Below are 26019 nucleotides of genomic sequence, written 5' to 3' on the forward strand. Positions count from 1 at the left end.
GGCGCGGCGCGCGTGGGCGGGCCCGGCGTCAGCGCTGCGCCAGGCCGAGCGCGCGGCATTGCTGCCAGACGCGGTAGGCGTTGTGCGGCATGTTCATGTGCGTGATGCCGAGGTGGGCGAAGGCGTCGACCACCGCCGAGGTGAAGCACGGGATCGAGCCCACGTGCGGCGACTCGGCCACGCCCTTGGCGCCGATCGGGTGGTGCGGCGACGGCGTGACGGTGAAGTCGGTGTCCCAGTGCGGCGTCTCCAGCGCGGTCGGCACGAAGTAGTCCATCAGCGTGGCGCCGAGCAGGTTGCCGGCCTCGTCGTAGGGCATCTCCTGCCCCATCGCCACCGCGAAGCCTTCGGTCAGGCCGCCGTGGATCTGGCCCTCGATGATCATCGGGTTGATGCGCGTGCCGCAGTCGTCGAGCGCGTAGAAGCGGCGCACGCGCGTCTCGCCCGAATGGCGGTTGATGTCGAGCACGCACAGGTAGGCGCCGAACGGGAACGTGAAGTTGGGCGGATCGTAGTAGTCCACCGCCTCCAGCCCCATCTCCATGCCTTCGGGCACGTTGTTGTAGGCGGCCCAGGCCACTTCCTTCAAGGTCTTGAACTTGCCCGGCGAGCCCTTGAGCACGAAGCGGTCGAGATCGAATTCCACGTCGTCGGGGCCGGCCTCGAACAAGTGCGCGGCGATCAGCCTGGCCTTCTCGCGGATCTTGCGCGCCGCGCGCGCCACCGCCGCGCCCGCCACCGGCGTCGAGCGCGAGCCGTAGGTGCCGAGCCCGTAAGGCGCGGTGGAAGTGTCGCCCTCCTCCACCTGGATCACCGAGGCGGGGATGCCGGCCTCCGACGCGATGATCTGCGCGTAGGTGGTCTGGTGGCCCTGCCCCTGCGTGATAGTGCCCATGCGCGCGATCGCCGAGCCGTCCGGATGCACGCGGATCTCGCACGAGTCGAACATGCCGATGCCGAGGATGTCGCACGCCTTGGACGGCCCGGCGCCGACGATCTCGGTGAAGGTGCACACGCCGATGCCCATCAGCCACTCGGCCTTGGGGTCGGCGCGGCGCGCGTCCTGCTCGGCGCGCAGCGCGGGATAGTCCACCGCGGCCAGCACCTTGCGCAGCGCGGGCTCGTAGTCGCCCGAGTCGTACTCCAGGCCGAGCGGCGTCAGGTACGGGAACTGGTCCTTGCGGATGAAGTTGCGCAGCCGCAGCTCGGTCTTGTCGATGCCGAGCTTGAGCGCCAGCACGTCGATCATGCGCTCGATCAGGTAGACCGCCTCGGTCACGCGGAACGAGCAGCGGTAGGCCACGCCGCCCGGAAATTTGTTGGTGTAGACGCCGTCGACCGAGACGAACGCGTTGGGGATCGCGTACGAGCCGGTGCAGACGTGGAACATGCCGGCCGGCCACTTGGTCGGGTCGGCGCAGGCGTCGAAGGCGCCGTGATCGGCGACGACGTTCACGCGCAGCGCCTTGATGCGCCCGTCGCGGTCGGCGGCCAGCTCGCCCTTCATGTGATAGTCGCGCGCGAACGCGGTGCTGCTGAGATTCTCCGCGCGCGACTCGATCCACTTCACCGGCCGGCCCAGCACGATCGACGCCACGATGGACACCACGTAGCCCGGATACACGCCCACCTTGTTGCCGAAGCCGCCGCCGATGTCCGGCGAGACGATGCGGATCTTCGATTCCGGGATCGCCGACAGCATGCCCACCACGGTGCGCACCACGTGCGGCGCCTGCGAGGTGATGTACACGGTCAGGTCGCCGCGCGCCTTGTCGTAGGACGCCACGCAGCCGCAGGTTTCCAGCGGGCACGGGTGCACGCGCGGATACAGCATCTCCTGCGCGACCGTGACCTCGGCGTTGTCGAAGGCGCGGTCGGTCTTGTCCTTGTCGCCGATCTTCCAGTTGAAGATGTGGTTGGGATGCCGGCGCGCGCCGTGCGCGCCCACCTGCTTGTCGCGGATGTCCTCGCGGATCACCGGCGCGTCGGGCGCCAGCGCCTGGTGCGGGTCCACCAGCGCGGGCAGTTCCTCGTACTCCACCTCCACCAGCTCGGCGGCGTCGGCCGCCACGTAGCGGTCGTCGGCCACCACGAAGGCCACCTCCTGGTTCTGGAAGCAGACCTTCTCGTCGGCCAGCACGGCCTGCACGTCGCCGGCCAGCGTCGGCATCCAGTGCAGCTTGAGCGGCTTGAGGTCGTCGGCGGTCAGCACCGCGTGCACGCCGGGATGCGCCAGCGCGCGCGACTTGTCGATGCGCTTGATGCGGGCGTGCGCATAGGGGCTGCGCACCATCGCGCCGAACAGCATGCCCGGCATCTTGATGTCATCGACATAGGTGCCCTTGCCCTGCAGGAAGCGCGGGTCCTCGCGGCGCTTGCGCGAGCAGCCCATGCCCTCCAGCGCGGCGAGGCGCTCGGCTTCGGCGTTCATCGTTCCCATGGTGCGTCTCCGTGCGTCTGCTTGAGACACCGGGCGCGGCCATCGCGCGCCCGGCATTGCCTGTTGCCCGTCCTGCCGGCCGCGTCAGTGCGCCGCCTCGTCCATCAATGGATGCGAGGTCTGCACCGCTTCGCCGCGCAGCTTGCGGGCGGCATACTGCACCGCTTTGACGATGTTCTGGTAACCCGTGCAGCGGCACAGGTTACCGGCCATCCAGTAGCGGATCTCTTCCTCGCCCGGGTCGGGGTTTTCCTGCAGGAGGCGGTACGCGCGCATCAGCATGCCGGGCGTGCAGAAGCCGCACTGCAGCGCATGCTCCTGCATGAAGGCCTCCTGCAGCGCATGCAGCTCGCCGCCCTGCGCCAGGCCTTCCACGGTCAGTACCTGCGCGCCCTCGGCCTGTACCGTGAGCACCGTGCAGGACTTGACCGACATGCCGTCCAGGTCCACCGTGCAGGCGCCGCAGTGCGAGGTCTCGCAGCCGATGTGCGGCCCGGTGTGCAGGCAGCGCTCGCGCAGCGTGTGGATCAGCAATTCGCGCGGCTCGGCCACCACGTCGGTGTCCTTGCCGTTGAGCTTGAACGACACCATCACTTTCTTGATCATGTCCGGTCTCCGCTGGGGGCCTGCAATGGTTTCGACAATCGGGACGGCAATCAGTGCGCCGCGCGCGAGAAGGCGACGCGCAGCGCCCGCTGCGTCATCTCGCCCGCCATCGCCGTCTTGTATTCGGCGTCGCCGCGCAGGTCCTCGGCCGGGTCGCAGATGGCCATCGCCAGCCGCGCCGCCTCGGCAATGGCCGCGTCGTCGAGCGGCTTGCCGCGCAGGCTCTGCTCGGCGTCGGTGGCGCGGATCGCCGTGGGCGCGACATTGGTCAGCGCGATGCGCACGTCCTCCACGCTCTCGCCGCGCAGGCGCAGCATCACGGCCGCGGCGGCGGTGGCGAAATCGCCCGACTTGCGCTTGAGCTTGGCATAGCAATGGCCGCTGCCCTGCGCCGGCACCGGGATGCGGATTTCCGTGAGGATCTCGCCCGGCTCCAGCAAGGTCATGTAAGTGCCGAGAAAGAAGCCGTCCGCCGGCACCACGCGCTCGGCCAGCCTGCCGGCCAGCACGAAGGAAGCGTCCAGCGCCATCATCAGCGCCGGATGGTCGTTGCCGGGATCGCCGTGCGAGATATCGCCGCCGATGGTGCCGCGGTAGCGCACCTGCGGGTCCGAGATCAGGCGCGCGCCCTCCACCAGCAAGGGACATTTTTCCTGCAGCAGGGGCGACCAGATCAGTTCGTTCTCGGTGGTCATCGCGCCGATGCGCAGCTCGCTGCCTTCCTGGCGGATGCCCTTGAGCCCTTCGACCTTGCCGAGGTCGATCAGGTGGGCCGGCTCGGCGAAGCGCAGCTTCATCATCGGCAGCAGGCTGTGCCCGCCCGCCAGCAGCTTGGCGCCGTCGCCGTATTCTTCGAGCATGGCGACCGCTTCGGGCAGCGTCTTCGGCGCATGATATTCAAACGGGCGGGGTATCACGCTGGTCTCCTTGTCTCGCATCGGCGCCTGCGCCGCCGGCGCCGTGCCGGCCGCTTGCGCGCCTCGCTGTGTTTTCAGAAGCATTTCATAATGCAGCGCAGCAAAGCAATGTGACTTCCCGAACGCACGGCAAGCCTGCGCCAACCGCCGGGAAACTTGCACGAACTACAGTGGGGACGTACAACAGAATGGCCGCGCAGGCGCGCGATAGGCCGACGTCTAAACCAGGAGATTGCAATGGACCGCCTTGCGCCGTTCACCCCGCCAGCCCCCGAGGTGCGCCGCAACGAGACCTTCCAGCACAAGCTGGAACAGTTCAACCCGGGCATCGTCTGGCTCGACGCGCAAGGCCGCGTCACCGCCTTCAACGATGTTGCGCTGCAGATCCTCGGGCCCGCCAGCGAGCAGTCGCTGGGCGTCAGCCAGGACCGGCTGATCGGCATCGACGTGGTGCAACTCCACCCGGAGAAAAGCCGCGAGAAACTACGCTTCCTGCTGCAGTCCGAGGACGCCAGCGGCTGCCCGGTCAAGTCGCCGCCGCCGCTGGCGATGATGATCAACATCCCCGACCGGGTGCTGCTGATCAAGGTGTCCAAGATGACCGGCAGCAGCGGTGTATGCGGCACCTGCATGATCTTCTACGACGTCACCGACATCACCACGGAGCCACACCAGGCACTCGCGGCCGGCAGCGCCCCCATGCCGCGCCGGCTGTTCAAGATCCCCGTGTACCGGAAGAACCGCGTGATCCTGGTGGACCTCAAGGACATCGTGCGCTTCCAGGGCGACGGGCACTACACGACGATCGTCACCAGGGACGAGCACTACCTGTCGAACCTGTCGCTGACCGACCTGGAGATGCGGCTCGATGACAGTATTTATCTGCGGGTGCACCGCAGCCATATCGTCAGCCTGGCTTATGCGGTGGAAGTGGTGAGGAACGAGGAACGCGTGCAGCTTGTCATGGACGATGCGCAGCGCACGCTGGTGCCGGTGAGCCGGGCGAAGATTGCGGAGTTGAGGGAGAGGTTGGGGGTGGCGTAGGGGGGATTTTTTCGTTCACATTAAAATTATTTCAAACTCAATTGTTTATTTCAAAAATAAACCCCTTAAAATCTTAAAACATTGAATTCAACATCAAATTCAAAATCTTAACGTCAAAGTCAAAGGCTTTCGCTCCCCCGGAGCGACCTACTTTCTTTTTTCCGAAAAGAAAGTAGGCAAAGAAAGCGGACTGCCTGGCCGGCAGGGGCAGAAACGTTGGGTTTCTGATTGTCTGGTGGTTTCGTGGTGGGGCCTGTGGTTCTGCTCGCATCCTGCCGTTACCGGTGCGGGCGGCCACTAAGCTGCGGGTTTTGTTGGTTTCGGGGTCAGACCTATGATGGCGGGCGCACTGCTTGTCCGGCCATCTACCGTTACCGGTTTTGGCGGCCACGACGTAGCACCCTCATAGTTTCGTGGTGGGCGTGGTGGACCGGGGTACGAGTGTGCCGGGCTCGTCTCAAGCCGGGGCCACCGCGCCCACCACGAAACCAGTGCCGTGCCCATGACGTGGCATCCGCCCCGGTCGCGGCAGCAGCCTGAACTACCTGGGCCAATGCCATCATGCAGCGCCACCACGAATCCAGCTCCGCTCGCAGAATAGTGGCCGCCAAAACCGGTAACGGCAGGATACCAGCAGAACTACAAACCCCACGACGAAACCATTAACATTAATAATCCCAACGTTTCTGCCCCTGCCGGCCAGGCAGTCCGCTTTCTTTGCCTACTTTCTTTTCGGAAAAAAGAAAGTAGGTCGCTCCGGGGGAGCGAAAGCCTTTGACTTTGATCTTAAAGACTTTGAAGTCAAGATTTTGACTTAAAATCCAAATCCTTCAAATCAAAAACCCAAGAAAAACCCAATCACGCCCGGGCCGCCAGGCCCAAAAACACCCGAGCCCCCCTTAATCCCCCCCAAACTGCACCCTCAACAAATTCTTCTGCACCTTCCCCATCGTATTCCGCGGCAGTTCATCGACAAGATGCACCCGCTTCGGCACCTTGAAATTGGCAATCCGTCCCTTGAGCGAGCCGATCAGGCTGGCCTCCTCCAGCGCCGAGCCGGGCTTGCCCACCACCACCGCCACCACGGCTTCGCCGAAATCCGCGTGCGGCACGCCGATCACGGCGCTTTCGGCCACGCCGGGCATTTCGTCGATGAAGCTCTCGATTTCCTTCGGGTAGACGTTGTAGCCGCCCGAGATGATGAGGTCCTTGCTGCGGCCGACGATGGTCAGGTAGTCGTCGGGCACCTTGCGTTCGCCGGCGTGGCTGAGGATGGTGCCGCCGAAGCGGCCGACGTCGCCGGTCTTGAACCAGCCGTCGGCGGTGAATTCTTCGCGGGTCTTCTCGGGCATGCGCCAGTAGCCCTTGAACACGTTGGGCCCGCGCACCTCCACGTTGCCGATCTCGCCGGGCGCGCAGGGCTTGCCGTCGCCGTCGACCACGCGCACCGACACGCCCGGCAGCGGCTTGCCGACGGTGCCGCCGATCCGCTCGCCGTCGGCGGCTTCGTATGGGTTGGAGACCAGCATCACGGTCTCGCTCATGCCGTAGCGCTCGAGGATGGTGTGGCCGGTGCGCTCGCGGAAGGCGTCGAAGGTCTCCATCAGCAGCGGCGCGGAGCCGGACACGAACAGGCGCATGCGGCGGCAGGTGTCGTCGTCGAAGCGCGGCTCCTGCAGCATGCGCACGTAATACGTGGGCACGCCCATCATCACGGTCGAGCGCGGCAGGAACCTGAGGACCTGGGCCATGTCGAGGCGGGGCGCCCAGATCATCTTGGCGCCGGCCAGCAGCGCGCCGTGCGAGGCCACGAACAGGCCGTGCACGTGGAAGATCGGCAGCATGTGCAGCAGCACGTCGTCGCTGCGCCAGCCCCAGTATTCGTGCAGCGTCTTCGCGTTGGAGGCGAGGTTGCCGTGCGTGAGCATGGCGCCCTTGCTGCGGCCCGTGGTGCCGGAGGTGTACAGGATGGCGGCGAGGTCGTCGGCGCCGCGCGCCACGGTGGCGAAGGTATCCGGCCTGCCGGCCGCGCGCGCCAGCAGCGAGCCGGAGCGGTCTTCGTCCAGCGTGAACACGTGCCGGGTGCCGTGGCGGAACGCCACCTTGGACACCCACGGGAAATTGGCGCTGCTGCAGACCACCACGTCGGGCTCGGCGTTGCCGATGAAGTAGTCGATCTCGGCTTCCTGGTAAGCGGTGTTGAGCGGCAGGTAGACGTAGCCGGCGCGCAGCGTGGCGAGGTAGAGGAACAGCGCCTCGGGCGACTTCTCCGCCTGCACCGCCACGCGCGCGCCTTCGGGCAGCTTGAGCGCGGCCAGCAGGTTGGCCAGCTTGGCGGTGGCGCGGTCGAGGTCGTCCCAGCTGTAGTACAGGCCGTCGTGGGTTTCGATGCAGCAGGCGCTGCGGTCCGAGGGGAAGCGCGATTCGAACAGGGCGAACAGGTTGGCGTTCATGTTGCGGAAGATATAGAACGGGATCGTCAGTAACATTGGCAATCGGGGGCCGGGGCCGCGGGCCGATAGCCCGAAAGGTCAATGAGGCAGTACGAGTGTGGTTAGGCGGACTTCGTCAAGCCCGGACTTGAGGCTGGCCGACAGCCGGCCATGATAGGCCCGCCGCTAGTGCCCGGTAAAGCGCGGCGCGCGCCGGGCCAGGAAGGCGGCCACGCCTTCGGCATGGTCCGCGCTCTCGCCGTAGCGGAAATGCGCGGCCAGTTCGTGCGCGTCGAGCGGCTCCGGGGCGGGCGCCAGGCGGCGGATGGTCTCCTTGTTGATGCGCGCGGCCAGCGGCGCGCCGGCGGCGATGCGCGCGGCGGTGGCGGCCACATCGCCGGCCAGCGCGGCGGCCGGCACCACGCGCGTGAGCAGTCCTTTCTCGCGTGCCTCGGCCGCGTCGAACACGCGGCCTTCGAGCAGGATCTCCAGCGCCACGGCGCGGCCGGCCAGGGCCAGCAGGCCGCCCAGCTCGCCGGGCGCCATCGGGAAGCCGAGCCGGTTGATGGGCACGCCGAAGCGGCTGTCGGCGGCGGCGATGCGCAGGTCGCAGTGGCAGGCGATCTCCAGCCCGCCGCCCACGCAAACCCCGTCGATCATCGCCACGGTGGGATGCAGGCATTGCGCCACGGCGGCCAGCGCCGGGGCGATGGTCTCCATGTGGTAGCGGCGCAGCGCGGCGGCATCGCCGCGCTCCTGCGGGAATTCGGCGATGTCGGCGCCGGCGGCGAAGTTGCCGCCGGCGCCGCGCACCACCACGCAGCGCAGCGACTCGTCCGCCGACAGCCGCGCGAAGCCCCGCGCCAGCGCGCGCCACATCGCCACCGAGATCGCGTTGAGCTTGCCCGCGTTGGCCAGCGTGACCGTGGCGACGTCGCCGTCGCGCGTGATTTCCACCGTGCCGCTCATGCCCCTGCTCCTGCCATCATCACCATCCCCTTGCGTCGAATCGGTCGAATCAATCGAATCAGTCGATCTTGGCGCCGGACTGCTGCACCACCTGCGCCCAGCGCTTGATCTCGGCGCGCTGGAACTGGGCGAACTGATCCTGCGTGAAGGCCGGCGTGTCCGAGCCGTTGGCCAGCCAGACCTGCTTCATCTCGGGCGTGTTGAGCGCCTTTTCCACTTCGGCGTAGAGCTTGTCGACGATATCCTTGGGCGTGCCCTTGGGCACCCACATCGCGTACCAGGTGGAAACGTCATAGTTGGCCACGCCGGCCTCGGCCGCGGTCGGCACGTTGGGGAACGCGGCCGAGCGCTTGTTCGACGCCACCGCCAGCGCCTTGATGCGCCCGGCGCGGATATGCTGGGCCGAGGAGCCGAGGCCGTCGAACACCATGTCGACCTGCCCGGCGATCAGGTCCGACAGCGCCGGCCCCGCGCCCTTGTACGGGATATGCGTGATGAAGGTCTGGGTCTGCAGCTTGAACAGCTCGCCGGCGAGATGGTGGGACGAGCCGTTGCCGGCCGAGCCGTAGTTGAGCTTGCCCGGGTTCTTCTTCGCGTAGTCGATCAGCTCGCCGAGCGTGTTGGCGGACACCTTGGCCGGGTTGACCACCACCACCTGCGGCGGCTGCGCGATCACGGTGACCGGGATGAAATCCTTCTCGATGTCGTAGTCGAGCTTCTTGTAGAACGACGGCGCGATGGCGTGGTGCGCGCCGCCGATGAACACCGTGTAGCCGTCCGGCGCGGCCTTGGCCGCGATGCTCGCGCCCACCGTGCCGCCGGCGCCGCCGCGGTTGTCGATCACGAACTGCTTGCCGAGCTGCCTGGAAAGCTGCGCGGTCAGCGGGCGGGCGAAGGCATCGGTGCCGCCGCCGGCCGGGAACGGCACGATCACGGTGATCGGCTTGGACGGCCAGGTGTCGGCCTGTGCCGCGGGGGCTGCCATGCCGAGGGCCGCGCCGAGCGCGCAGGCCAGCCCGGCCAGTTGGAACTGACGACGTTTCATTGCTCTGTCTCCTGTGTCTTTTCTCTGCGGAAAGTCAAACCACGGAACTGCCACCACAACAAGGCCATGGCCCGGCGAAGGACCTCGCCCGGGACCCGGCCAGGATCACAAGAACTTCCCCACGGCGCGGCTGATGCGCGGGTTGCCATTGCCGAGACGCGCCAGGTTGTCATCGAGCGCCTCGGGCACGTACAGGTAATTCACCATCATGCCGCACGACTGCGCGCGGCCCTTGCGCGACAGGTCGGCGGCCCAGTTCAGGCGCTCCACGCAGGCGCCGTTGCCGAGGTGGAAGCGCGCCACGGGGTCGGCCGGCATGTCGTGGTGGCGCTCGCGCACGAGGAAATGCGCGGCCAGCGCCAGCGCGGTGTCGCGCACCACGGCGTCTTCCCGGGCGCCCTTCTCGTGCGGGCCGTCCGCGGCGTCCGCGCCGCCGGCCAGCGCCGCCAGCCAGCCCGCGCCGTCGGCGGGCGGCTCGCCGTGCTGCTCGCGCCAGCGCGCCAGGCGCTTGTCGCCCAGCACCCCGGCCACCGCCGCGCCGTCGCGCTTGCGCAGCCAGTCGGCGAAGCCGGGAATGGGCGAGAGCGTGGCGAACTGCTTGAGCTTGGGAAACTCGCGCTGCAATTCCTCGATCACGCGCTTGAGCAGGAAGTTGCCGAAGCTCACGCCGCGCAGCCCGGCCTGCGTGTTGGAGATGGAATAGAAGATGGCCCACTTGACGCGGCGCAGGTCTTCGAGCGGCGCCGCCTCGTCGAGCAGGGCATGCACGTTGGCCGCCAGTTCCGGCACGAAGGCCACCTCGACGAAGATCAGCGGCTCGCGCGGCATGCGCGGGTGGAAAAAGGCATAGCAGCGCCGGTCGGAATCGAGCCGGTTGCGCAGGTCCGCCCACGAGGCGATCTCGTGCACGGCCTCATAGCGGATCAGTTTTTCCAGCAGCGAGGCGGGCGAGTCCCAGGTGATCGGCTGCAGTTCGAGCAGGCCCACGTCGAACCAGTTGGAGAACAGCGCCTCGAGATCGTCGTCGAGCGGACGCAGGCCCGGCATGCGTTTTTGCCAGCGCAGCATGTCGGCGCGCAGGCCGATCAGGAAATGCAGGCCGCACACGCTGTCGCCCTGCTGCCCGTGCAGCGCGGCGATCCGCTTGAAGAAACGGATGCGCGCGTTGGACAGCGCCTGCGACAGGCCGGGCGCGGCATTGCCATTGCCATCGGCGCCTTCGCCCGCCTCGCCCGCCTCGCCGCTGGCCGCCACTTCGGCCAGCACGCCGAGCATGGCCTGCCGTGCGTCGTCCCCCGCCGCCTCGTACCCGGCGCGCCACGACTGCGCGGCGGCATTGGCGGCGCCGTCGGTCAGGCGCGCGTCGAAGCACTGGCGCAGCTGCTCGCGCTGGCGGCGCAGCACGCGCGCCGGCAGCGCCGCCGGGGCCGTGTCCACGCGCGCCTCGGCCCTGGCTTCCGGCTTGCCGGCGCCGCGCTGGCCCTTGCGGCCCCACCAGCGGCCGAAACGCGAGAACAGGTTGCCGCCCGAAGACTCGGGGCCGGCAAGAGGGGCGCTGACTTTCTGCTCGCTGCTCAGGGAATCCATGGCGTACCTGCTATCGGACTGTCAAATGGCCGGGTATCGGGCGATGCATGCCGGACGACGGGCGCGGCGCTAGCGGGCGGCAGCCTTGCCCGGCGCCGCGGCGGGCGGCCCGGCAGCCTGCGCCTCGGCCGCGTCCAGCGCCCGGAGCGCGCCGCGCTGGCGCATCAGGTGGGTCTTCATCAGCGCTTCGGCGCCTTCGGAGTCGTGCGCCTTGAGCGCGGAGAACACCGAGAGATGCTCCGCGCACGACTCGCGGATGCGGCCCGGCAGCTTCAGGCTCTTGTGGCGCGACAGCCGCAGCACCTTGCGCAGGTCGCTGATCAGGCCGGACAGCCAGCGGTTGCCGGCCAGCCGCTGGATCGCCTCGTGGATCTGGTAGTTGGTTTCATAGTAGGCGTCGATGTTGCCGTCCTGCGCGTAGCGCGACAGATCGGCGTGCAGGTTTTCGAGCGCGTCGAGGTCGGCGGCGCCGGCGTTGCGCGCGGCCTCGAAGGCGCAGCGCCCTTCGAGCAGGGCCATCAGCGGAAATATCTCGTCGAGATCCTGCTCGGACAGCGCATTGACGAAGCAGCCGCGGCGCGGCTCCAGCCGCACCAGCCCCTCGGCGGCCAGCACCTTGAGCGCCTCGCGCAGCGGCGTGCGGGAGATCCCCATCGATTCGGCCACGCTGGCTTCGTCGATCCAGGCGCCGGGCATCAGCGCATGCTCGTCGATCAGGGTACGCAGGCGCTCCGCGACTTCGAGATACAGGGCCTGCTGGATGATGCGCATGGAGTTCTCCGGCGGGAACGTGGCAATGGCATCGAGGTGGCCGCGGCGGCACTTTCGCCAACTCAATAATTCATAATTATGAATAACGGCGGCGTTAACACAACAAGAATCGATGTTGCGCAGCGGCAAGCGGGATTTGTGAAGGCGTCGAACGAAACCGGGAAAGATGCGCCCACGCCGTGCGAGCTGGCCCAGGCAAGATGTTCTCCCCCTCCCCTCATGGGAAGAGGGGAGCAAACCGAGGGCAATGAACAAGCGCTGCGCCTCAGCGCATCGACGCGCGCACCGCCTCGCCGTGCCGGTAGGCCCACACCAGCATGGCGATGCCGGCCAGGATCATCGGCATGCTGAGCCACTGGCCCATCGAGAAATTCAGCGCCAGCAGGCCGAGGAAGTTGTCCGGCTCGCGCGCGAACTCGGCCAGGAAGCGGAAGCCGCCGTAGCCGATCAGGAACGCGCCCGAAACCGCGCCCATCGGGCGGGGCTTGCGCGCGAACAGCCACAGGATGATGAACAGCGCCACGCCCTCGCCGGCGAACTGGTACAGCTGCGAGGGATGGCGCGGAATGTTGTCGCCGGCCTGCGGGAAGACCATGCCCCACGGCAGGTCGGTGGGGCGGCCCCACAGCTCGCCGTTGATGAAGTTGCCGATGCGCCCGGCCGCCAGGCCGCACGGGATCATCGGCGCGATGAAGTCGGTCACTTCCATCCAGTGGCGCCCGCGCAGCTTGCCGAACAGCCACATCGCCACGATCACGCCGAGGAAGCCGCCGTGGAAGGCCATGCCGCCCTCCCACACCTTGAAGATCTCGAGCGGGTGGCTGAAGTAGTAGTCGGCCTTGTAGAACAGCACGTAGCCCAGGCGCCCGCCCAGGATCACGCCCAGCACGCCGAAGAACAGCATGTCGTCGAGGTCCTTGACGGTCCAGCCCTGCGCGGCGATGTGCGGCTGGCGGATGCGCAGGCGGCCGAACCACAGGAACATGATGAAGCCGGCCAGGTACATCAGGCCGTACCAGCGGATGGCCAGCGGACCGAGGTGGATGGCGACCGGATCGAATTGCGGGTGAATCAGCATGTTTGCCGTGAAGTAGGTTGTGGAACCGCGCCGCGTACCGGTGTACCGGCGTACCGGAATACAGGAGCCAGCACGCGGGCGGGAAATCAGCCGGCGGCCGCGTCCGGCTTTATGCCAGCGTTTTGCGTCACGGTCATGGCAGAGGCCAGCGCGCCGGCGATCTCGATGAAGGAACGCAGCACCGGGCTGACGCTGCCGGCGCCCGCCTCGCGCCACACCAGCCCGGTCTCGATGTCGGGCCCGGCATCGCGCAGCGGCAGGTAGGACACCCCGGTGCGGCGAAGGTTGCACAGCGAGGCCGGCACCAGCGCCACCCCCATGCCAGCCGACACCAGGCTGACGATGGTCTGCATCTGGATGGCCTCCTGGGCAATCGCCGGCGTCAGCCCTTCGCGCGCATAGCAGCCCGTAATGATGTCATAAAACGCCGGCGCGCTTCGCCGCGGGAAGATGATGAGGGGCTCATGGGCCGCGTCGCGCAGCGCGATGCCGGCCTGCGCGCCGGTGCCGGCCGCGCTGTCCGGTGCCGCGCCGCGCGGCTGCCAGCCCTGCGGCACGGCCAGCACCAGCGGCTCGCGCACCAGCGGCAGGTAGGACACGCCGTGCGGCATGGCCGGCAGTTGCGGGCGGATCACCAGCCCGGCGTCGATGGCGCCTTCCATCAGCGCCTCCAGCTGGATGTCGCTGGTGGCCTCGCGCAATTGCAGCTGCACGTTGGCGTGGCGCGCGCGGAAGCGCCGCAGCAGGTCCGGCAGGATGCCGTAGTCCGCGGTGCTGACGAAGGCCAGCGAAAGCGTGCCCGCCTCGCCGCGCGCCAGCCGCTGGGCCAGCCCGGGCAGCGCCGCGGCGTCGGCCAGCACGCGGCGCACCTCGGGCAACCATTGCTGGCCGGCCGGCGTCAGCGCCACCGAACGGCGCGTGCGCAGGAACAGCGGCACGCCGATTTCCTCCTCCAGCGCCTGGATCTGCTGCGACAGCGGCGGCTGGGTCATGGCCAGGCGCCGCGCGGCGCGGCCGAAATGGAGTTCTTCCGCCACCGTGACGAAGTACCGCAGCTGGCGCAGGTCCAATCGGCCTCCTGATATGTTTTTCGACTCAATAGAGGTTGAATAATATATTTGACACGATAAAACGCAAGCGGCATGCTTTCGCCCACAACACGGCAGACGCCCGCGCGGGGCCCAGGCCACCCCCGAAACCACCGCGCGGGCCAGCACCCATTCCCCGGAGATTCCCCATGGCATTCAACAAACGCTCGCAGCACATCACGCAAGGCGTGGCGCGCTCCCCCAACCGCTCGATGTACTACGCGCTCGGCTACAAGAAGGAAGACTTCGACAAGCCGATGGTGGGCATCGCCAACGGCCACTCGACCATCACGCCGTGCAACTCCGGCCTGCAGCGCCTGGCCGACGCGGCCGTGGCCGCCATCAAGGACGCCGGCGCCAACCCGCAGATCTTCGGCACCCCGACCATCTCGGACGGCATGTCGATGGGCACCGAGGGCATGAAGTACTCGCTGATCTCGCGCGAAGTCATCGCCGACTGCATCGAGACCGCGACGCAGGGCCAGTGGATGGACGGCGTGGTGGTGATCGGCGGCTGCGACAAGAACATGCCGGGCGGCATGATCGCGCTGGCGCGCACCAATGTGCCGGGCATCTATGTCTACGGCGGCACCATCAAGCCGGGCAACTGGAAGGGCAAGGACCTGACCATCGTGTCGTCGTTCGAGGCCGTGGGCGAATTCACCGCCGGCCGCATGAGCGAGGAAGACTTCGAAGGCGTGGAAAAGAACGCCTGCCCGTCGTCGGGCTCGTGCGGCGGCATGTACACCGCCAACACCATGAGCTCCTCGTTCGAGGCGCTGGGCATGTCGCTGCTGTACTCGTCGACCATGGCCAACCCGGACCAGGAGAAGGTCGACAGCGCCGCCGAATCGGCGCGCGTGCTGGTCGAGGCGATCAAGAAGGACATCAAGCCGCGCGACATCATCACGCGCAAGTCGATCGAGAACGCGGTCTCGCTGATCATGGCCACCGGCGGCTCCACCAACGCCGTGCTGCACTACCTGGCGATCGCCCACTCGGCCGAGGTGGAATGGACCATCGACGACTTCGAGCGCATCCGCCGCAAGGTGCCGGTGATCTGCAACCTCAAGCCCTCGGGCCAGTACGTGGCGACCGATCTGCACCGCGCCGGCGGCATCCCGCAAGTGATGAAGATCCTGCTCAAGGCCGGCCTGCTGCACGGCGACTGCCTGACCATCACCGGCCGCACGCTGGCCGAGGAACTGGAAAACGTACCCGACACCCCGCGCGCCGACCAGGACGTGATCCTGCCGATCGAGAAGGCGCTGTACAAGGAAGGCCACCTCGCCATCCTCAAGGGCAACCTGGCCGAGGAAGGCGCGGTCGCCAAGATCACCGGCCTGAAGAACCCCGTCATCACCGGCCCGGCGCGCGTGTTCGAGGACGAGCAGAGCGCCATGGACGCCATCCTGGCCGACAAGATCAACGCCGGCGACATCCTGGTGCTGCGCTACCTGGGCCCCAAGGGCGGCCCGGGCATGCCCGAGATGCTGGCCCCCACCTCCGCCATCATCGGCAAGGGCCTGGGCGAATCGGTCGGCTTCATCACCGACGGCCGCTTCTCCGGCGGCACCTGGGGCATGGTGGTCGGGCACGTCGCGCCGGAAGCGCACGTGGGCGGCAATATCGCACTGGTGCAGGAAGGCGACTCGGTCACCATCGACGCGCACAAGCTGCTGCTGCAGCTCAACGTGAGCGACGAGGAACTCGCCGGGCGCCGCGCCGCATGGAAGCAGCCCGGCCCGCGCTATACGCGCGGCGTGCTGGCCAAGTTCGCCAAGCTGGCATCGACGGCAAGCAAGGGGGCGGTGACGGACTGAGGTTTTTTGGTGGTAGGTTTGGGGGTCGGTCTGGAACTGGGCCCGAAGAAAAAAACCCGCGATTTCTCGCGGGTTTTTTTCTTGGCGCTTTTCTTATTTTTGCGGGAATTGTTTAACGTCAATTTCTTGAATTCAAAGATCATTGATTAATTGATTAACGTCAAAATCAAATTCTTTAAAATCAAAATCTTAACTTCAAAGTCAAAGGCTTTCGCTCCCCCGGAGCGACCTACTTTCTTTTTTCCGAAAAGAAAGTAGGCAAAGAAAGCGGACTGCCTGGCCGGCAGGGGCAGAAACATTGGAATTGCTGATTGTTGGTGGTTTCGTGGTGGGGCCTGCGGTTCTGCTGGCATGCTGCCGTTACCGGTGCGGCCCACCACGATCTTGCTGGCGGTATTGGTTTCGGGGTCAGACCTATGATGGCGGGCGCACTGCTTGTTCTGCCATCTGCCGTTACCGGTTTTGGCGGCCACGACGTAGCACCCTCGTGGTTTCGTGGTGGGCGTGGTGGCCCCGACTTGAAACGTAGCCCGGCACACTCGCGCCCCGGTCCACCGCGCCCACCACGAAACCAGTGCCGTGCCTATGACGGGCCCATCCGCCCCGGTCGCGGCAGCAGCCTGAACCACCTGGGCCATCGCCATCATGCAGCGCCACCACGAATCCAGCACCGCTTGCAGAAGCGTGGCCATTAAATCCGGTAACGGCAGGATGCACGCAGAACTACAAACCCCACCACGAAACCATTAATACTAGAAACACTGTTCGGCTCTGCCCCTGCCGGCCAGGCAGTCCGCTTTCTTTGCCTACTTTCTTTTCGGAAAAAAGAAAGTAGGTCGCTCCGGGGGAGCGAAAGCCTTTGACTTTGACTTTGACTTTGACTTTGAAGACTTTGAATTTGAATTTGAATTTGAGATTTTGATTTTAAAGCCTTTAACTTTGAACCCCCTTCAACACCCAAACTTAACCCTCCAAAACCATCCCCCCAACTCAAACCCCACCCGGATCCCTCTCAATCTCCTCCAGCGTGGCATCAAGCCACTCCACCAGCCGTGCCTCCAGCGCCTGCGTCAGCTCGGCGGCCAGTTGCGCGGTCAGCGGGGCCAGGCGCGACTGCAGCGTGGCTTCGGTATGGGCTTCCACCACCTGCGGCCACTCGGTGCGGAAACGCATCATCACGCGCGTGAGCAGCTCGCTGCGGACCGCGCGCAGTTCTTCGTCGCTGGGCGGCGCGGCATGCGCGGCGGCGTGCGGCATGCCGTGCGAGACCGAGTAGGCGCCGTCCTGCACGGAGGGGTTGGGCTGCCCCAGCGCCGGCACCTCGGGCATCGGCGTGGCGGCTTCGCGCGGCACGACCACGTGGGTCGCGGGGCCGGGCCAGGCCGGTTCGCGGGCAATGTGCGGCTGGGGCGGGCTGACGGGCGCGGGCGCGGCATTGGCATCCTGCGGCGCGTCCTGGCGGGCGGCATCGGCGGGCAGGTCGATGACTTCGGTCAGCAGCGGAATGCTGTCGTTGGGTCCGATGCGCGGGATCACGCGCGAGGTGGTGCGTTCGGTCATGCGGCCTCTCCCCTGGACTGGCTGGCCTGCGCGATGTCGTGGTGGGCCAGCGGATAGCCGCGCTCGCGGTAGAGGCGGAAGCGCTCGCGCCCGGCGTCGCGGTCGGCGGCGTCGCTGCCCACCACCTCGATCATGCGCTCGAAGCTGGCGAACTGCGCGGGCGGCTGCGTGTCCAGGTTGATCAGCAACTGGTGATGCGGGGCCTGGTCCAGCGTGGCGGCCAGCACGATCGGCGTGACCGCGGCCTGGGGGCTGTCGACGCCGCAGTGCGGGAGGAAGTCCAGCGGCGAGAACGTCCACAGCCGCGCATCGAGCTGCGCCAGCTGCTCGGGCGCGCCGTGCACCACCAGCTTCTGGCCGGCGCCGTAGGCCTTGCGGATCAGGCGGCAGGCGTAGCCGAGCTTGTCGGGCACGTTGCTGTGGAAGTCGATGCGCGTCATGGTCAAAAGCGATCCTCTGCGGAAGCCGGCGCCCGCGGGCGCCGGCCCGCGCCTGGCGTCAGCCGGCGCGGTCCATCAGGAACTGCGCCAGCAGCGGCACCGGGCGGCCGGTGGCGCCCTTGGCCGCGCCGCTCTTCCAGGCCGTGCCGGCGATGTCCAGGTGGGCCCAGTCGTACTTCTCGGTGTAGCGCGCCAGGAAGCAGGCCGCGGTCACGCTGCCGGCCGGGCGGCCGCCGATATTGGCCATGTCGGCGAAGTTGGACTTGAGCTGGTCCTGGTAGTCGTCGTCCAGCGGCATGCGCCAGGCGGTGTCCATGGCCTTGCGGCCGGCCTGCAGCAACTGGTCGGCCAGGCCGTCGTTGCGTGCGTACAGGCCGCTGTTCACGTTGCCCAGCGCGATGATGCAGGCGCCGGTCAGCGTGGCCACGTCGATCACCGCGGCGGGCTTGAAGCGCTCCACGTAGGTCAGCGCGTCGCACAGCACCAGGCGGCCTTCGGCGTCGGTGTTGAGGATCTCGATGGTCTGGCCGGACATGCTGGTGACCACGTCGCCGGGCTTGGTGGCGGTGCCGCTGGGCATGTTCTCGCAGGTGGGCACCACCGCGATCACGTTGAGCTTGAGGCCCATCTCGGCCACCGCCTGCAGCGTGCCGAGAACGGAGGCCGCGCCGCACATGTCGTACTTCATCTCGTCCATGCCCTCGCCCGGCTTGAGCGAGATGCCGCCGGTGTCGAAGGTGATGCCCTTGCCCACCAGCACCACCGGCGCCTGCTTGGCCGAGGCGCCGTCATAGCGCAGCACGATGAACTGCGGCGGCTCGACCGCGCCCTTGGTCACGGCCAGGAAGGCGCCCATCTTGAGCGCTTCGATCTGCTTGCGGCCCAGCACTTCCACCTTGAGCTTGTGGCGCTTGGCGATGGTGCGCGCGGTGTCGGCCAGATAGGTCGGCGTGCAGATGTTGGAAGGCAGGTTGCCGAGGTCCTTGGTCAGCTCCATGCCGCCGGCGATGGCCGCGCCGCGCACCACGGCCTGGGCCGCCGCCTTGGCGTCGGCCGCGTCCACGGTCAGCACCACCTTGCGCAGGCCGGTCTTGTCCTTGGCATTGGCGCCGGCGCGCTTGAGGCCGGGATGGCGCTCCAGCAGGCGGTAGCCCGCTTCGCGGATCAGCGTGACGGTCGTGATCAGGCGCCACGACAGGTCGGCGGCGTTGCCGGCCTGCTGCGAAGCCTGCTGCTGCGCCAGGCACCACAGCACGCTGGCGGCACGCGTGCCGGACAAGGCACGCAGAGCCGTGCGCACGGCTTCGGCGAAGGCTTTCTCGTTGAACTCGCCCTCCTTGCCCAGGCCCACCAGCAGCACGCGGGCCGCGCCCACGCCGGCCACCTCGTGCAGCATCAGCTGCGTGCCGCGCTTGCCCTCGAAATCGCCGAGCTTGACGAGCCGCGCCACCAGGCCCTTGGTCGCGACGTCGAGCGCCTTGGCCACGCCGGCCAGGCTCTGCCCTTCGAACAGGCCTACCACCAGGCAATCGGTCTTGGTCGCCAGGAAACCATTTTGGCCAGCTTTGCTCCAATCCAAGGCTTTTGTGCTAAATTCCATCGCGCTTCCTTCCAGGGGCTCGTCCAAAGAAAACCCCTATTATCCGCGATTTGCTGCCGCCGGTCCGCTATCCTGACTAGCAAGCCTTCCGGCGCACCATCGCCCGCGCCGGCCGGCAGTCCGGAACCGACAACGCATGATCTTTCAACAAGCCCTGCGTCGCGAGCTCGCCTACACCGCCGGGGCGGTGTTCCTGGTCATGCTGACCTTCATGCTGACCTCGCTCGTGATCCGCATCCTTGGCATGGCCGCCAACGGGCAGGCCAGCCCGAACGACGTCCTGATGCTGATCGGCCTGGCCACCATCGGCTACCTGTCGATCCTGCTGTCGGCCACGCTGTTCATCTCCACCCTGATCGTGCTCACGCGCTGGTACAAGGATTCGGAGATGGTGGTGTGGTTCTCGGCCGGCATCTCGCTGCGCGACCTGGTCAAGCCGGTGCTGCAGTTCGCCGCGCCGTTCATCATCATGTCGCTGCTGCTGGGCATGTTCGCGTGGCCGTGGGCCAACCAGCAGAGCGCGCTGTTCCGCGACCGCTTCGAGCAGCGCGGCGTGCTGTCGATGATCGCCGCGGGGCGCTTCATCGAGCCGGCCAAGGCCAACTACGTGCTGTTCATCGAAAGCATCGACGCCGACATGACCCATGCGCGCAATGTCTTCGTGGCCAGCGCGGAAGCGGGCAAGATCGGCGTGTCGCTGGCCCACCAGGGCCAGTTCCGCACCATGCCCAACGGCGACCGCCTGGTGGTGATGGAAAACGGCCGCCGCTACACCGGCCTGCCCGGCAAGCTCGACTACCGCATCGTCGAATTCGACCAGTACGCCGTCAAGGTGGACAACAAACCACCCGAGAGCGAGGCCGACCTGCCCACCAAGAGCCGCGACACCATCGACCTGCTGCGCAACCGCAGCAACGAGAACCTGGGCGAGCTGCTGTGGCGCATGTCGCTGCCGCTGCTGGCCTTCAACTTCGTGCTGATCGCCATCCCGCTGGCCTACGTCAACCCGCGCCTGGGCCGCTACACGCCGCTGGTGTTCGCGGTGCTGATCTACCTGACCTACAGCAACCTGATCAATCTCTCGCAGGCCTGGGTGCGTTCCGGCTCGATCCCGTTCGCGCTGGCCTGGTGGCCGTTCCACCTGATCGCGCTGCTGGGCGCGGTGGTGCTGTTCCGCTACCGCCAGAACATCAGCCTGGGTGGGTGGCGGGCCGTGCTCGGCCTGCCGCGCAAGACGCGCGCGGGAGGCCAGGCATGAGGTTCCTGCGCGTCTACGAGCGCTATTTCGGGCGCCTGATCTACGGCGTCTTCGCCTTCATCCTGTTCGCCGTGCTGGCGCTGTTCGTGTTCTTCGACATGCTCAGCGAACTGGAAAGCGTGGCCGGCAGCTACACCTCGCTGGTGGCGTTCTTCCACGTCATCCTGCAGGCGCCCACGCGCATCTACGAGGTGCTGCCGATCGCGGTGCTGATCAGCGCGATCTACGTGTTCTCGCAACTGGCCAGCCAGTCCGAGTACACCATCTTCCGCGTGGCCGGCCTCAATACCCGGCAGGCGCTGTTCTCGCTGTTCAAGCTGGCGATCCCGCTGGCCATCGCCACCTTCATCTTCGGCGAGTTCATCGGCCCGCAGGCCGAGCAGTACGCGCAGAAGGTCAAGCTGGAGGCGCTCGGCGCCACGGTGTCGGCCGGCTTCCGCTCGGGCGTGTGGGTCAAGGACCGCGACCGCGACGCCGCCCAGGGCCACGAGGTCACGCGCTTCGTCAACGTGGTCGGCCTGCGGCCCGACCAGAGTATCACCGGCGTGACCATCTACGAGTTCGACGACCAGTACCGGCTGAGCGTGATCCGCGTGGCCAAGGAAGGCCGCTACCAGGGCAGCCAGTCCTGGCAGCTCAGCGATGTCACCGAGACCCATTTCCTGGAACTGCCGCGCGGCGAGCCCGGCAAGGCCGACGCGCTGGCGCCGGTGTTCCGCGGCGAGCAGAAGTCCGTGCCCAGCATGACCATGCGCTCGGAGCTCACGCCGCAGATCCTGTCGGTGCTGCTGGTCGAGCCGGAACGCATGTCCACGCTGGACCTGTTCCGCTACATCCGCCACCTGCGCGACAATAAGCAGGACACGCAGCGCTACGAGATCGCGTTCTGGAAGAAAGTGGTCTACCCGCTCACGCTGTTCGTGATGGTGGCGCTGGCCCTGCCCTTCGCCTACCTGCACGCGCGCGCCGGCGCGGTGGGCGTGAAGGTGTTCGGCGGCATCATGCTGGGGCTGTCCTTCCACCTGTCCAACACGCTGTTCTCGCACGTGGGCCTGCTGCACACCTGGCCGCCGATCGTCTCGGCGCTGATCCCCGGCACGCTGTACCTGCTGGTGGCGCTGGGCGCATTGCGCTGGGTCGACCGGCACTAGGCGCGCCATGGACAACCCCGCCGCCCCCGCCAAAGCCCTGGTCCTGTTCGGCCACGGCGCGCGCGACGCGCGCTGGCGCGAGCCGTTCGACCGGCTCCACGCGAAGCTCGCGGCGGCCCTGCCCGGCAGCGCGGTACGCCTGGCCTTCCTGGAACTGATGACCCCTTCCCTGCCCGACGCCCTGGCCGAACTGGCCGGCAGCGGCGTGGCCGACATCACCGTAGTGCCGGTATTCTTCGGCCAGGGCGGCCATCTGCGGCGCGATTTGCCGGTGCTGCTGGATGATTGCCGGCGGCGCCATCCTGGTGTGGAGATTCGCTGCGCGACGGCTGTGGGGGAGGCTGAGGGGGTGTTGGATGCGGTTGTTGCTTATTGTGTGGGGGTAGCGAAGTAAGGTGAGGGGCCTTGCTCGGGCTGCTGTGGACCTGGCGGCTCGGGCTTGGTTGGTAGTTCTTGCTTTGGGTCCTTGTTCTAGCTGCTGTGGGCCGGAGGCTCGAACGGTATTGGTGGTACGGGCTTGGGAGAGATCGTCACTTTTCTTTGTCTCGGCGTGTGTCAAGGTAGTTGTCGCCTTGAGACGTGCCCGGTTTTGACTTGAGAAGTCATCCGATTCAAAGCAACCCCGCACACTCGCGCTGGGTCCACCACGCCCACCACGAAACCAGTGCCGGTGCTATGCCGTGACCACCAAAACCGGTAACGGCAGATGCCCGAACCAGCAGTGCGCCCGTCATCATAGGTCTGACCCCGCAACCCATACCGCCAGCCAGATCGTGGCCAGCCGAACCGGTAACGGCAGCAGGCCAGCAGAACCGCAGGCCCCACCACGAAACCACCAACAACCAGCAACACTGTTCGGCTCTGCCCCTGCCGGCCAGGCAGCCCGCTTTCTTTGCCTACTTTCTTTTCGGGGAAAAGAAAGCAGGTCGCTCCGGGGGAGCGAAAGCCTTTGACTTTGAAGTTGACGTTAAGAAGTTGAAGTTGAAGCAAAAACCCCAACTCCCCCTTATGCCGCCCGCGTAATCCCCTCCACCGGCAACCCCTCCGTCTCCCTCCTCCCCAACGCCTCCCCAATCATCAACAAACTAGGCTGCGCCGGGTCGATCCAGGCGGCCGCCTCGCCCGCCGCCATCTGCCGCAGCGTGAATTCCCGGCTGCGCTGGCGCGGCGAAGTGGCGGCCTCGACCACCCACGCGGGCGTGGCGGCGGGCTTGCCATGGGCGATCAGTTGGGCGGCGATCGACGCCGCCTGGTCGCGGCCCATGTAGTACACCAGCGTATCGGCCTTCACGTCGGCCTCCACGTCGATGGTGCCGGCGGCCTTGCTCTGCGTGGCGAAGGCGACGCTGCGCGCCACGCCGCGCCTGGTCAGCGGCTTGCGGATGGCGGAGGCGGCCGCCAGCGCGGCGGTGATGCCGGGCACGATCTCGTACTCGATGCCGGCCGCTTCGAGCGCCTGCAGTTCTTCGTCTGCGCGGCCGAACAGCATGGGGTCGCCGCCCTTGAGGCGGACCACGCGCTCATGCTTGCCGGCCATGTCCACGATCTGGCGGTTGATGAACAACTGCGCGGTGGAGCGCTGGCCGCAACGCTTGCCGACTTCCACCAGTTGCGCCTGCGGACACCAGGCCAGCATCTCGGGCGATACCAGCGCGTCGTGCAGCACCACCTGGGCTTCGCCCAAAAGCCGTGCGCCACGCACCGTAATGAGGTCCGCGGCGCCGGGACCCGCGCCGATCAGATAGACCTTGCCCATTGCCTTGCTCCTTAGCCTTCGCTTGCCTGTTCGCTACGCTTTATACACGCTCAGGCGAATGCACGGATCATGCCCGCCGCCACCGTGTGGTTGGTGGCTTCGTCGATCAGCACGAACGCGCCGGTGGCCGGATTGTCGCCATAGACGTCGCAGACGATGGGCTTCTGCAGCGAGAGCTGCACCGAGCCGATGTCGTTGAGGCTGATGTCGTGGCGGCCGGTTTCGTGCGACAGCGTGTGCACGTCCAGCACGCGGTCCACCGACGACACGCGCGCGAACACGGTGGCCGTGGTGTGCTTGAGCACGTACTTGCGCGCCGGGTTGAGCGATTCGTCGTCGAACCAGCACAGGTCGGCGGTCAGCTTCCTGGCCGATGCGCTGTCCGCGCCGGCGGCGACGAACATGTCACCGCGTGATACATCCACGTCCTCGGACAGGCGCACCGTGACGGTCTCGCCCGTGCTGGCCGATTCCGCCACGCCGTTGGGCGTCAGCACCTCGGCCACCACGGCGTCGCGGTTGGCGGGCAGCACGCGCAGCTTCTGGCCCACGCGCACGGTGCCGGCCTCGACGCGGCCGGCATAGCCGCGGAAATCGTCGGCCTGGGCACCGTCCTGGCGGATCACCAGCTGCACCGGGAAGCGCAGCGCGGCATCGCCCGCGGGCGCGGGCTCTTCCACCGGCAGCGCCTCGAGCAGCGGCAGCAGCGGCTCGCCCGCGTACCACGGCATGGCCTGGCTGGCGTGCACGATATTGTCGCCGCGCAGCGCCGACACCGGCACGTAGCGCACGTCCTTCAGGCCAAGCTGGCCCGCCAGCTCGGTGTAGGCGTTGCGGATCTGGTCGAAGCGCTCTTCGCTGTACTCGACCAGGTCCATCTTGTTGATGGCCACGATCACGTGCTGGATCTCCAGCAGCTTGAGGATGGCCGAATGGCGCTTGGTCTGCGCCAGCAGCTCGGCGCGGCCGTCGCTCACGGTCACGCGGGTGGCGTCGACCAGCACGATGGCGGCATGCGCGGTGGACGCGCCGGTCACCATGTTGCGGGTGTACTGCTCATGCCCCGGCGTGTCCGCGATGATGAACTTGCGGCGCGCGGTGGAGAAATAGCGGTAGGCCACGTCGATGGTGATGCCCTGCTCGCGCTCGGCCTCGAGGCCGTCGGTCAGCAGCGAGAAATCGATCTGCTCGCCGGCGGTGCGCTTGTTCTTGGCGCGGGTCAGCGCGGTCAGCTGGTCCGACAATACGGCCTTGCTGTCGTACAGCAGGCGGCCGATCAGCGTGCTCTTGCCATCGTCGACCGAACCGGCGGTGATGAAGCGCAGCAGGCCTTGGTGTGATGCTTGGTTGCTCATGATCAGATCCTTTGTTCCCCGGGGCGCTCGCTGCGGCGCGGATGCGCGAGGCAGCGCCAGGCGCGCGGGGCGACGTGTGCATCGGTGCACGGGCACCGCGCAACGGCGCGACGTGCCCGCCTATGCGTCCGGTGTCAGAAATAGCCTTCTTTCTTGCGGCGTTCCATCGACGCCTCGCTGGTCTGGTCGTCCATCCGCGTGGCGCCGCGCTCGGTGATCTCGGTCACCGCGGTCTCGGCGATGATCTCGATCGGCGAGGCCGCCACGCTGGCCACCGGGCACGTGCAGCTGATGTCGCCGACGGTGCGGAAGCGCACCGACAGCACCTCGCTCACGTCGCCGTCCTGCTTGGGCGTGATCGGCGTGACCGGCACCAGCAGGCCGTTCTTGCGCACCACTTCGCGCTCGTGCGCGTAGTAGATCGGCGGCAGCTCCAGCTCTTCGCGGGCGATGTACTGCCACACGTCCAGCTCGGTCCAGTTGGAGATGGGGAACACGCGCATCTGCTCGCCGGCCGCCATGCGGGCGTTGTACAGGCTCCACAATTCCGGGCGCTGGGCCTTGGGGTCCCACTGGCCGAACTCGTCGCGGAACGAGAAGATGCGTTCCTTGGCGCGTGCCTTTTCCTCGTCGCGGCGGGCGCCGCCCATCAGCGCGTCGTACTTGTGCGCCTCGATGGTTTCCAGCAGCGTCACGGCCTGGGCCGCGTTGCGCGAGTCGGTTTCCTTGCGCAGGCGCACGGTGCCGCGCTTGATGGAGTCTTCCACATGGCCCACCACCAGGCGCGCGCCAAGCTCGGCCACGCGCTGGTCGCGGAACGCGATGACTTCCGGATAGTTATGGCCGGTGTCGATGTGCACCAGCGGGAACGGCAGTTCGGTCTTGCGGTCGCCGAGGCGGAAGGCCTTGAGCGCCAGGTGCAGCATGACGATGGAATCCTTGCCGCCCGAGAACAGCAGCGCCGGGTTGCGGCACTCCGCCACCACCTCGCGGATGATGTAGATGGATTCCGCCTCGAGCTTGTCGAGGTGATCGTTCTGTACCTGCAGCAGGTGCGCCACGTCCGGCGCGCCCTTCAGTTCGTTCATGATGCCCATGT

General features: G+C 67.1%; 22 protein-coding genes. 5 read left to right on the top strand and 17 right to left on the bottom strand.

From position 1 onward, the window contains the following. Positions 1-28 precede the first annotated feature (28 nt). From ACKI2N_RS15130 to ACKI2N_RS15140, 3 genes are all read right to left on the bottom strand, one after another. The gene (locus ACKI2N_RS15130) at positions 29-2440 is read right to left on the bottom strand and encodes an aerobic carbon-monoxide dehydrogenase large subunit (RefSeq protein WP_420998457.1); all 2412 of its coding nucleotides are present in this window, start codon (positions 2438-2440) and stop codon (positions 29-31) included. Between the two features lie 84 nt (positions 2441-2524). Further along, positions 2525-3046 (bottom strand): (2Fe-2S)-binding protein, encoded by a 522-nt coding sequence (locus ACKI2N_RS15135; protein WP_420998456.1) that lies wholly within the window; start codon positions 3044-3046, stop codon positions 2525-2527. A 50-nt stretch (positions 3047-3096) separates the two neighbouring features. Then, on the bottom strand, positions 3097-3963 hold the full coding sequence (locus tag ACKI2N_RS15140; protein ID WP_420998460.1) for an FAD binding domain-containing protein: 867 nt from the start codon (positions 3961-3963) through the stop codon (positions 3097-3099). A 237-nt stretch (positions 3964-4200) separates the two neighbouring features. Between ACKI2N_RS15140 and ACKI2N_RS15145 the strand changes: the two genes are divergently transcribed. Then, on the top strand, positions 4201-5007 hold the full coding sequence (locus ACKI2N_RS15145; RefSeq protein ID WP_420998455.1) for a LytTR family transcriptional regulator DNA-binding domain-containing protein: 807 nt from the start codon (positions 4201-4203) through the stop codon (positions 5005-5007). An 899-nt stretch (positions 5008-5906) separates the two neighbouring features. Here ACKI2N_RS15145 and ACKI2N_RS15150 read toward each other — a convergent pair. From ACKI2N_RS15150 to ACKI2N_RS15180, 7 genes are all read right to left on the bottom strand, one after another. Then, positions 5907-7460: a malonate--CoA ligase gene (locus tag ACKI2N_RS15150; protein WP_420998459.1), complete on the bottom strand. Its 1554-nt coding sequence runs from the start codon at positions 7458-7460 to the stop codon at positions 5907-5909. Positions 7461-7625: 165 nt separating this feature from the next. Then, on the bottom strand, positions 7626-8408 hold the full coding sequence (locus ACKI2N_RS15155) for an enoyl-CoA hydratase/isomerase family protein (protein WP_420998454.1): 783 nt from the start codon (positions 8406-8408) through the stop codon (positions 7626-7628). Between the two features lie 58 nt (positions 8409-8466). Then, positions 8467-9453 (bottom strand): Bug family tripartite tricarboxylate transporter substrate binding protein, encoded by a 987-nt coding sequence (locus tag ACKI2N_RS15160; protein WP_420998453.1) that lies wholly within the window; start codon positions 9451-9453, stop codon positions 8467-8469. A gap of 105 nt (positions 9454-9558) precedes the next feature. Next, positions 9559-11040, bottom strand: coding sequence for a malonyl-CoA decarboxylase domain-containing protein (locus ACKI2N_RS15165; protein ID WP_420998452.1), 1482 nt, complete (start codon positions 11038-11040; stop codon positions 9559-9561). A 69-nt stretch (positions 11041-11109) separates the two neighbouring features. Further along, positions 11110-11811, bottom strand: coding sequence for a GntR family transcriptional regulator (locus ACKI2N_RS15170; RefSeq protein WP_420998451.1), 702 nt, complete (start codon positions 11809-11811; stop codon positions 11110-11112). 265 nt (positions 11812-12076) lie between these two features. Continuing rightward, positions 12077-12889: a prolipoprotein diacylglyceryl transferase gene (gene lgt / locus ACKI2N_RS15175; protein WP_420998450.1), complete on the bottom strand. Its 813-nt coding sequence runs from the start codon at positions 12887-12889 to the stop codon at positions 12077-12079. An 86-nt stretch (positions 12890-12975) separates the two neighbouring features. Next, positions 12976-13959, bottom strand: a complete 984-nt coding sequence (locus ACKI2N_RS15180) for a LysR family transcriptional regulator (protein ID WP_420998449.1) — start codon at positions 13957-13959, stop codon at positions 12976-12978. Positions 13960-14126: 167 nt separating this feature from the next. Between ACKI2N_RS15180 and ilvD the strand changes: the two genes are divergently transcribed. After that, on the top strand, positions 14127-15800 hold the full coding sequence (gene ilvD / locus ACKI2N_RS15185; RefSeq protein ID WP_420998448.1) for a dihydroxy-acid dehydratase: 1674 nt from the start codon (positions 14127-14129) through the stop codon (positions 15798-15800). 146 nt (positions 15801-15946) lie between these two features. On the opposite strand, the gene ACKI2N_RS15190 is transcribed toward ilvD, so the two are convergent. The 4 genes from ACKI2N_RS15190 to ACKI2N_RS15205 all read right to left on the bottom strand — a co-directional run bounded on the left by ACKI2N_RS15190 (position 15947) and on the right by ACKI2N_RS15205 (position 19400). Next, on the bottom strand, positions 15947-16492 hold the full coding sequence (locus ACKI2N_RS15190; protein ID WP_426989894.1) for a hypothetical protein: 546 nt from the start codon (positions 16490-16492) through the stop codon (positions 15947-15949). Positions 16493-16790: 298 nt separating this feature from the next. Further along, positions 16791-17360: a hypothetical protein gene (locus tag ACKI2N_RS15195; RefSeq protein WP_420993712.1), complete on the bottom strand. Its 570-nt coding sequence runs from the start codon at positions 17358-17360 to the stop codon at positions 16791-16793. Continuing rightward, a complete protein-coding gene (locus ACKI2N_RS15200; RefSeq protein ID WP_420993711.1) occupies positions 17357-17800 on the bottom strand; it encodes a DNA polymerase III subunit chi in 444 nt (147 codons plus the stop codon). The genes ACKI2N_RS15195 and ACKI2N_RS15200 overlap by 4 nt, the downstream gene beginning before the upstream one ends. A 58-nt stretch (positions 17801-17858) precedes the next feature. Next, positions 17859-19400, bottom strand: a complete 1542-nt coding sequence (locus ACKI2N_RS15205; RefSeq protein ID WP_420993710.1) for a leucyl aminopeptidase — start codon at positions 19398-19400, stop codon at positions 17859-17861. 136 nt (positions 19401-19536) lie between these two features. On the opposite strand from ACKI2N_RS15205, the gene lptF reads away from it, so the two are divergent. Genes lptF through ACKI2N_RS15220 form a run of 3 tightly spaced genes read left to right on the top strand, consistent with a single transcriptional unit; the run spans position 19537 to position 22203 of the window. Next, complete coding sequence (gene lptF / locus ACKI2N_RS15210; protein ID WP_420993709.1) at positions 19537-20658, top strand: LPS export ABC transporter permease LptF; 1122 nt, start codon at positions 19537-19539, stop codon at positions 20656-20658. Further along, positions 20655-21809, top strand: coding sequence for an LPS export ABC transporter permease LptG (gene lptG, locus ACKI2N_RS15215; protein ID WP_420993708.1), 1155 nt, complete (start codon positions 20655-20657; stop codon positions 21807-21809). The genes lptF and lptG overlap by 4 nt, the downstream gene beginning before the upstream one ends. A 7-nt stretch (positions 21810-21816) precedes the next feature. Next, positions 21817-22203: a sirohydrochlorin chelatase gene (locus tag ACKI2N_RS15220; protein WP_420993707.1), complete on the top strand. Its 387-nt coding sequence runs from the start codon at positions 21817-21819 to the stop codon at positions 22201-22203. 612 nt (positions 22204-22815) lie between these two features. Here the strand turns inward: ACKI2N_RS15220 and cobA are convergent. The 3 genes from cobA to cysD form a co-directional block, all read right to left on the bottom strand. After that, on the bottom strand, positions 22816-23565 hold the full coding sequence (cobA, locus tag ACKI2N_RS15225; protein ID WP_420993706.1) for a uroporphyrinogen-III C-methyltransferase: 750 nt from the start codon (positions 23563-23565) through the stop codon (positions 22816-22818). A 50-nt stretch (positions 23566-23615) separates the two neighbouring features. After that, entirely contained in the window at positions 23616-24920 is a 1305-nt protein-coding gene (locus tag ACKI2N_RS15230; protein ID WP_420993705.1) for a sulfate adenylyltransferase subunit 1, read from the bottom strand. 134 nt (positions 24921-25054) lie between these two features. Continuing rightward, a complete protein-coding gene (cysD, locus tag ACKI2N_RS15235) occupies positions 25055-26017 on the bottom strand; it encodes a sulfate adenylyltransferase subunit CysD (protein ID WP_420993704.1) in 963 nt (320 codons plus the stop codon). Between the last annotated feature and the right edge of the window lie 2 nt (positions 26018-26019).

It is taken from the genome of Cupriavidus sp. 30B13, from assembly GCF_049059565.2.
GTDB lineage: Bacteria > Pseudomonadota > Gammaproteobacteria > Burkholderiales > Burkholderiaceae > Cupriavidus.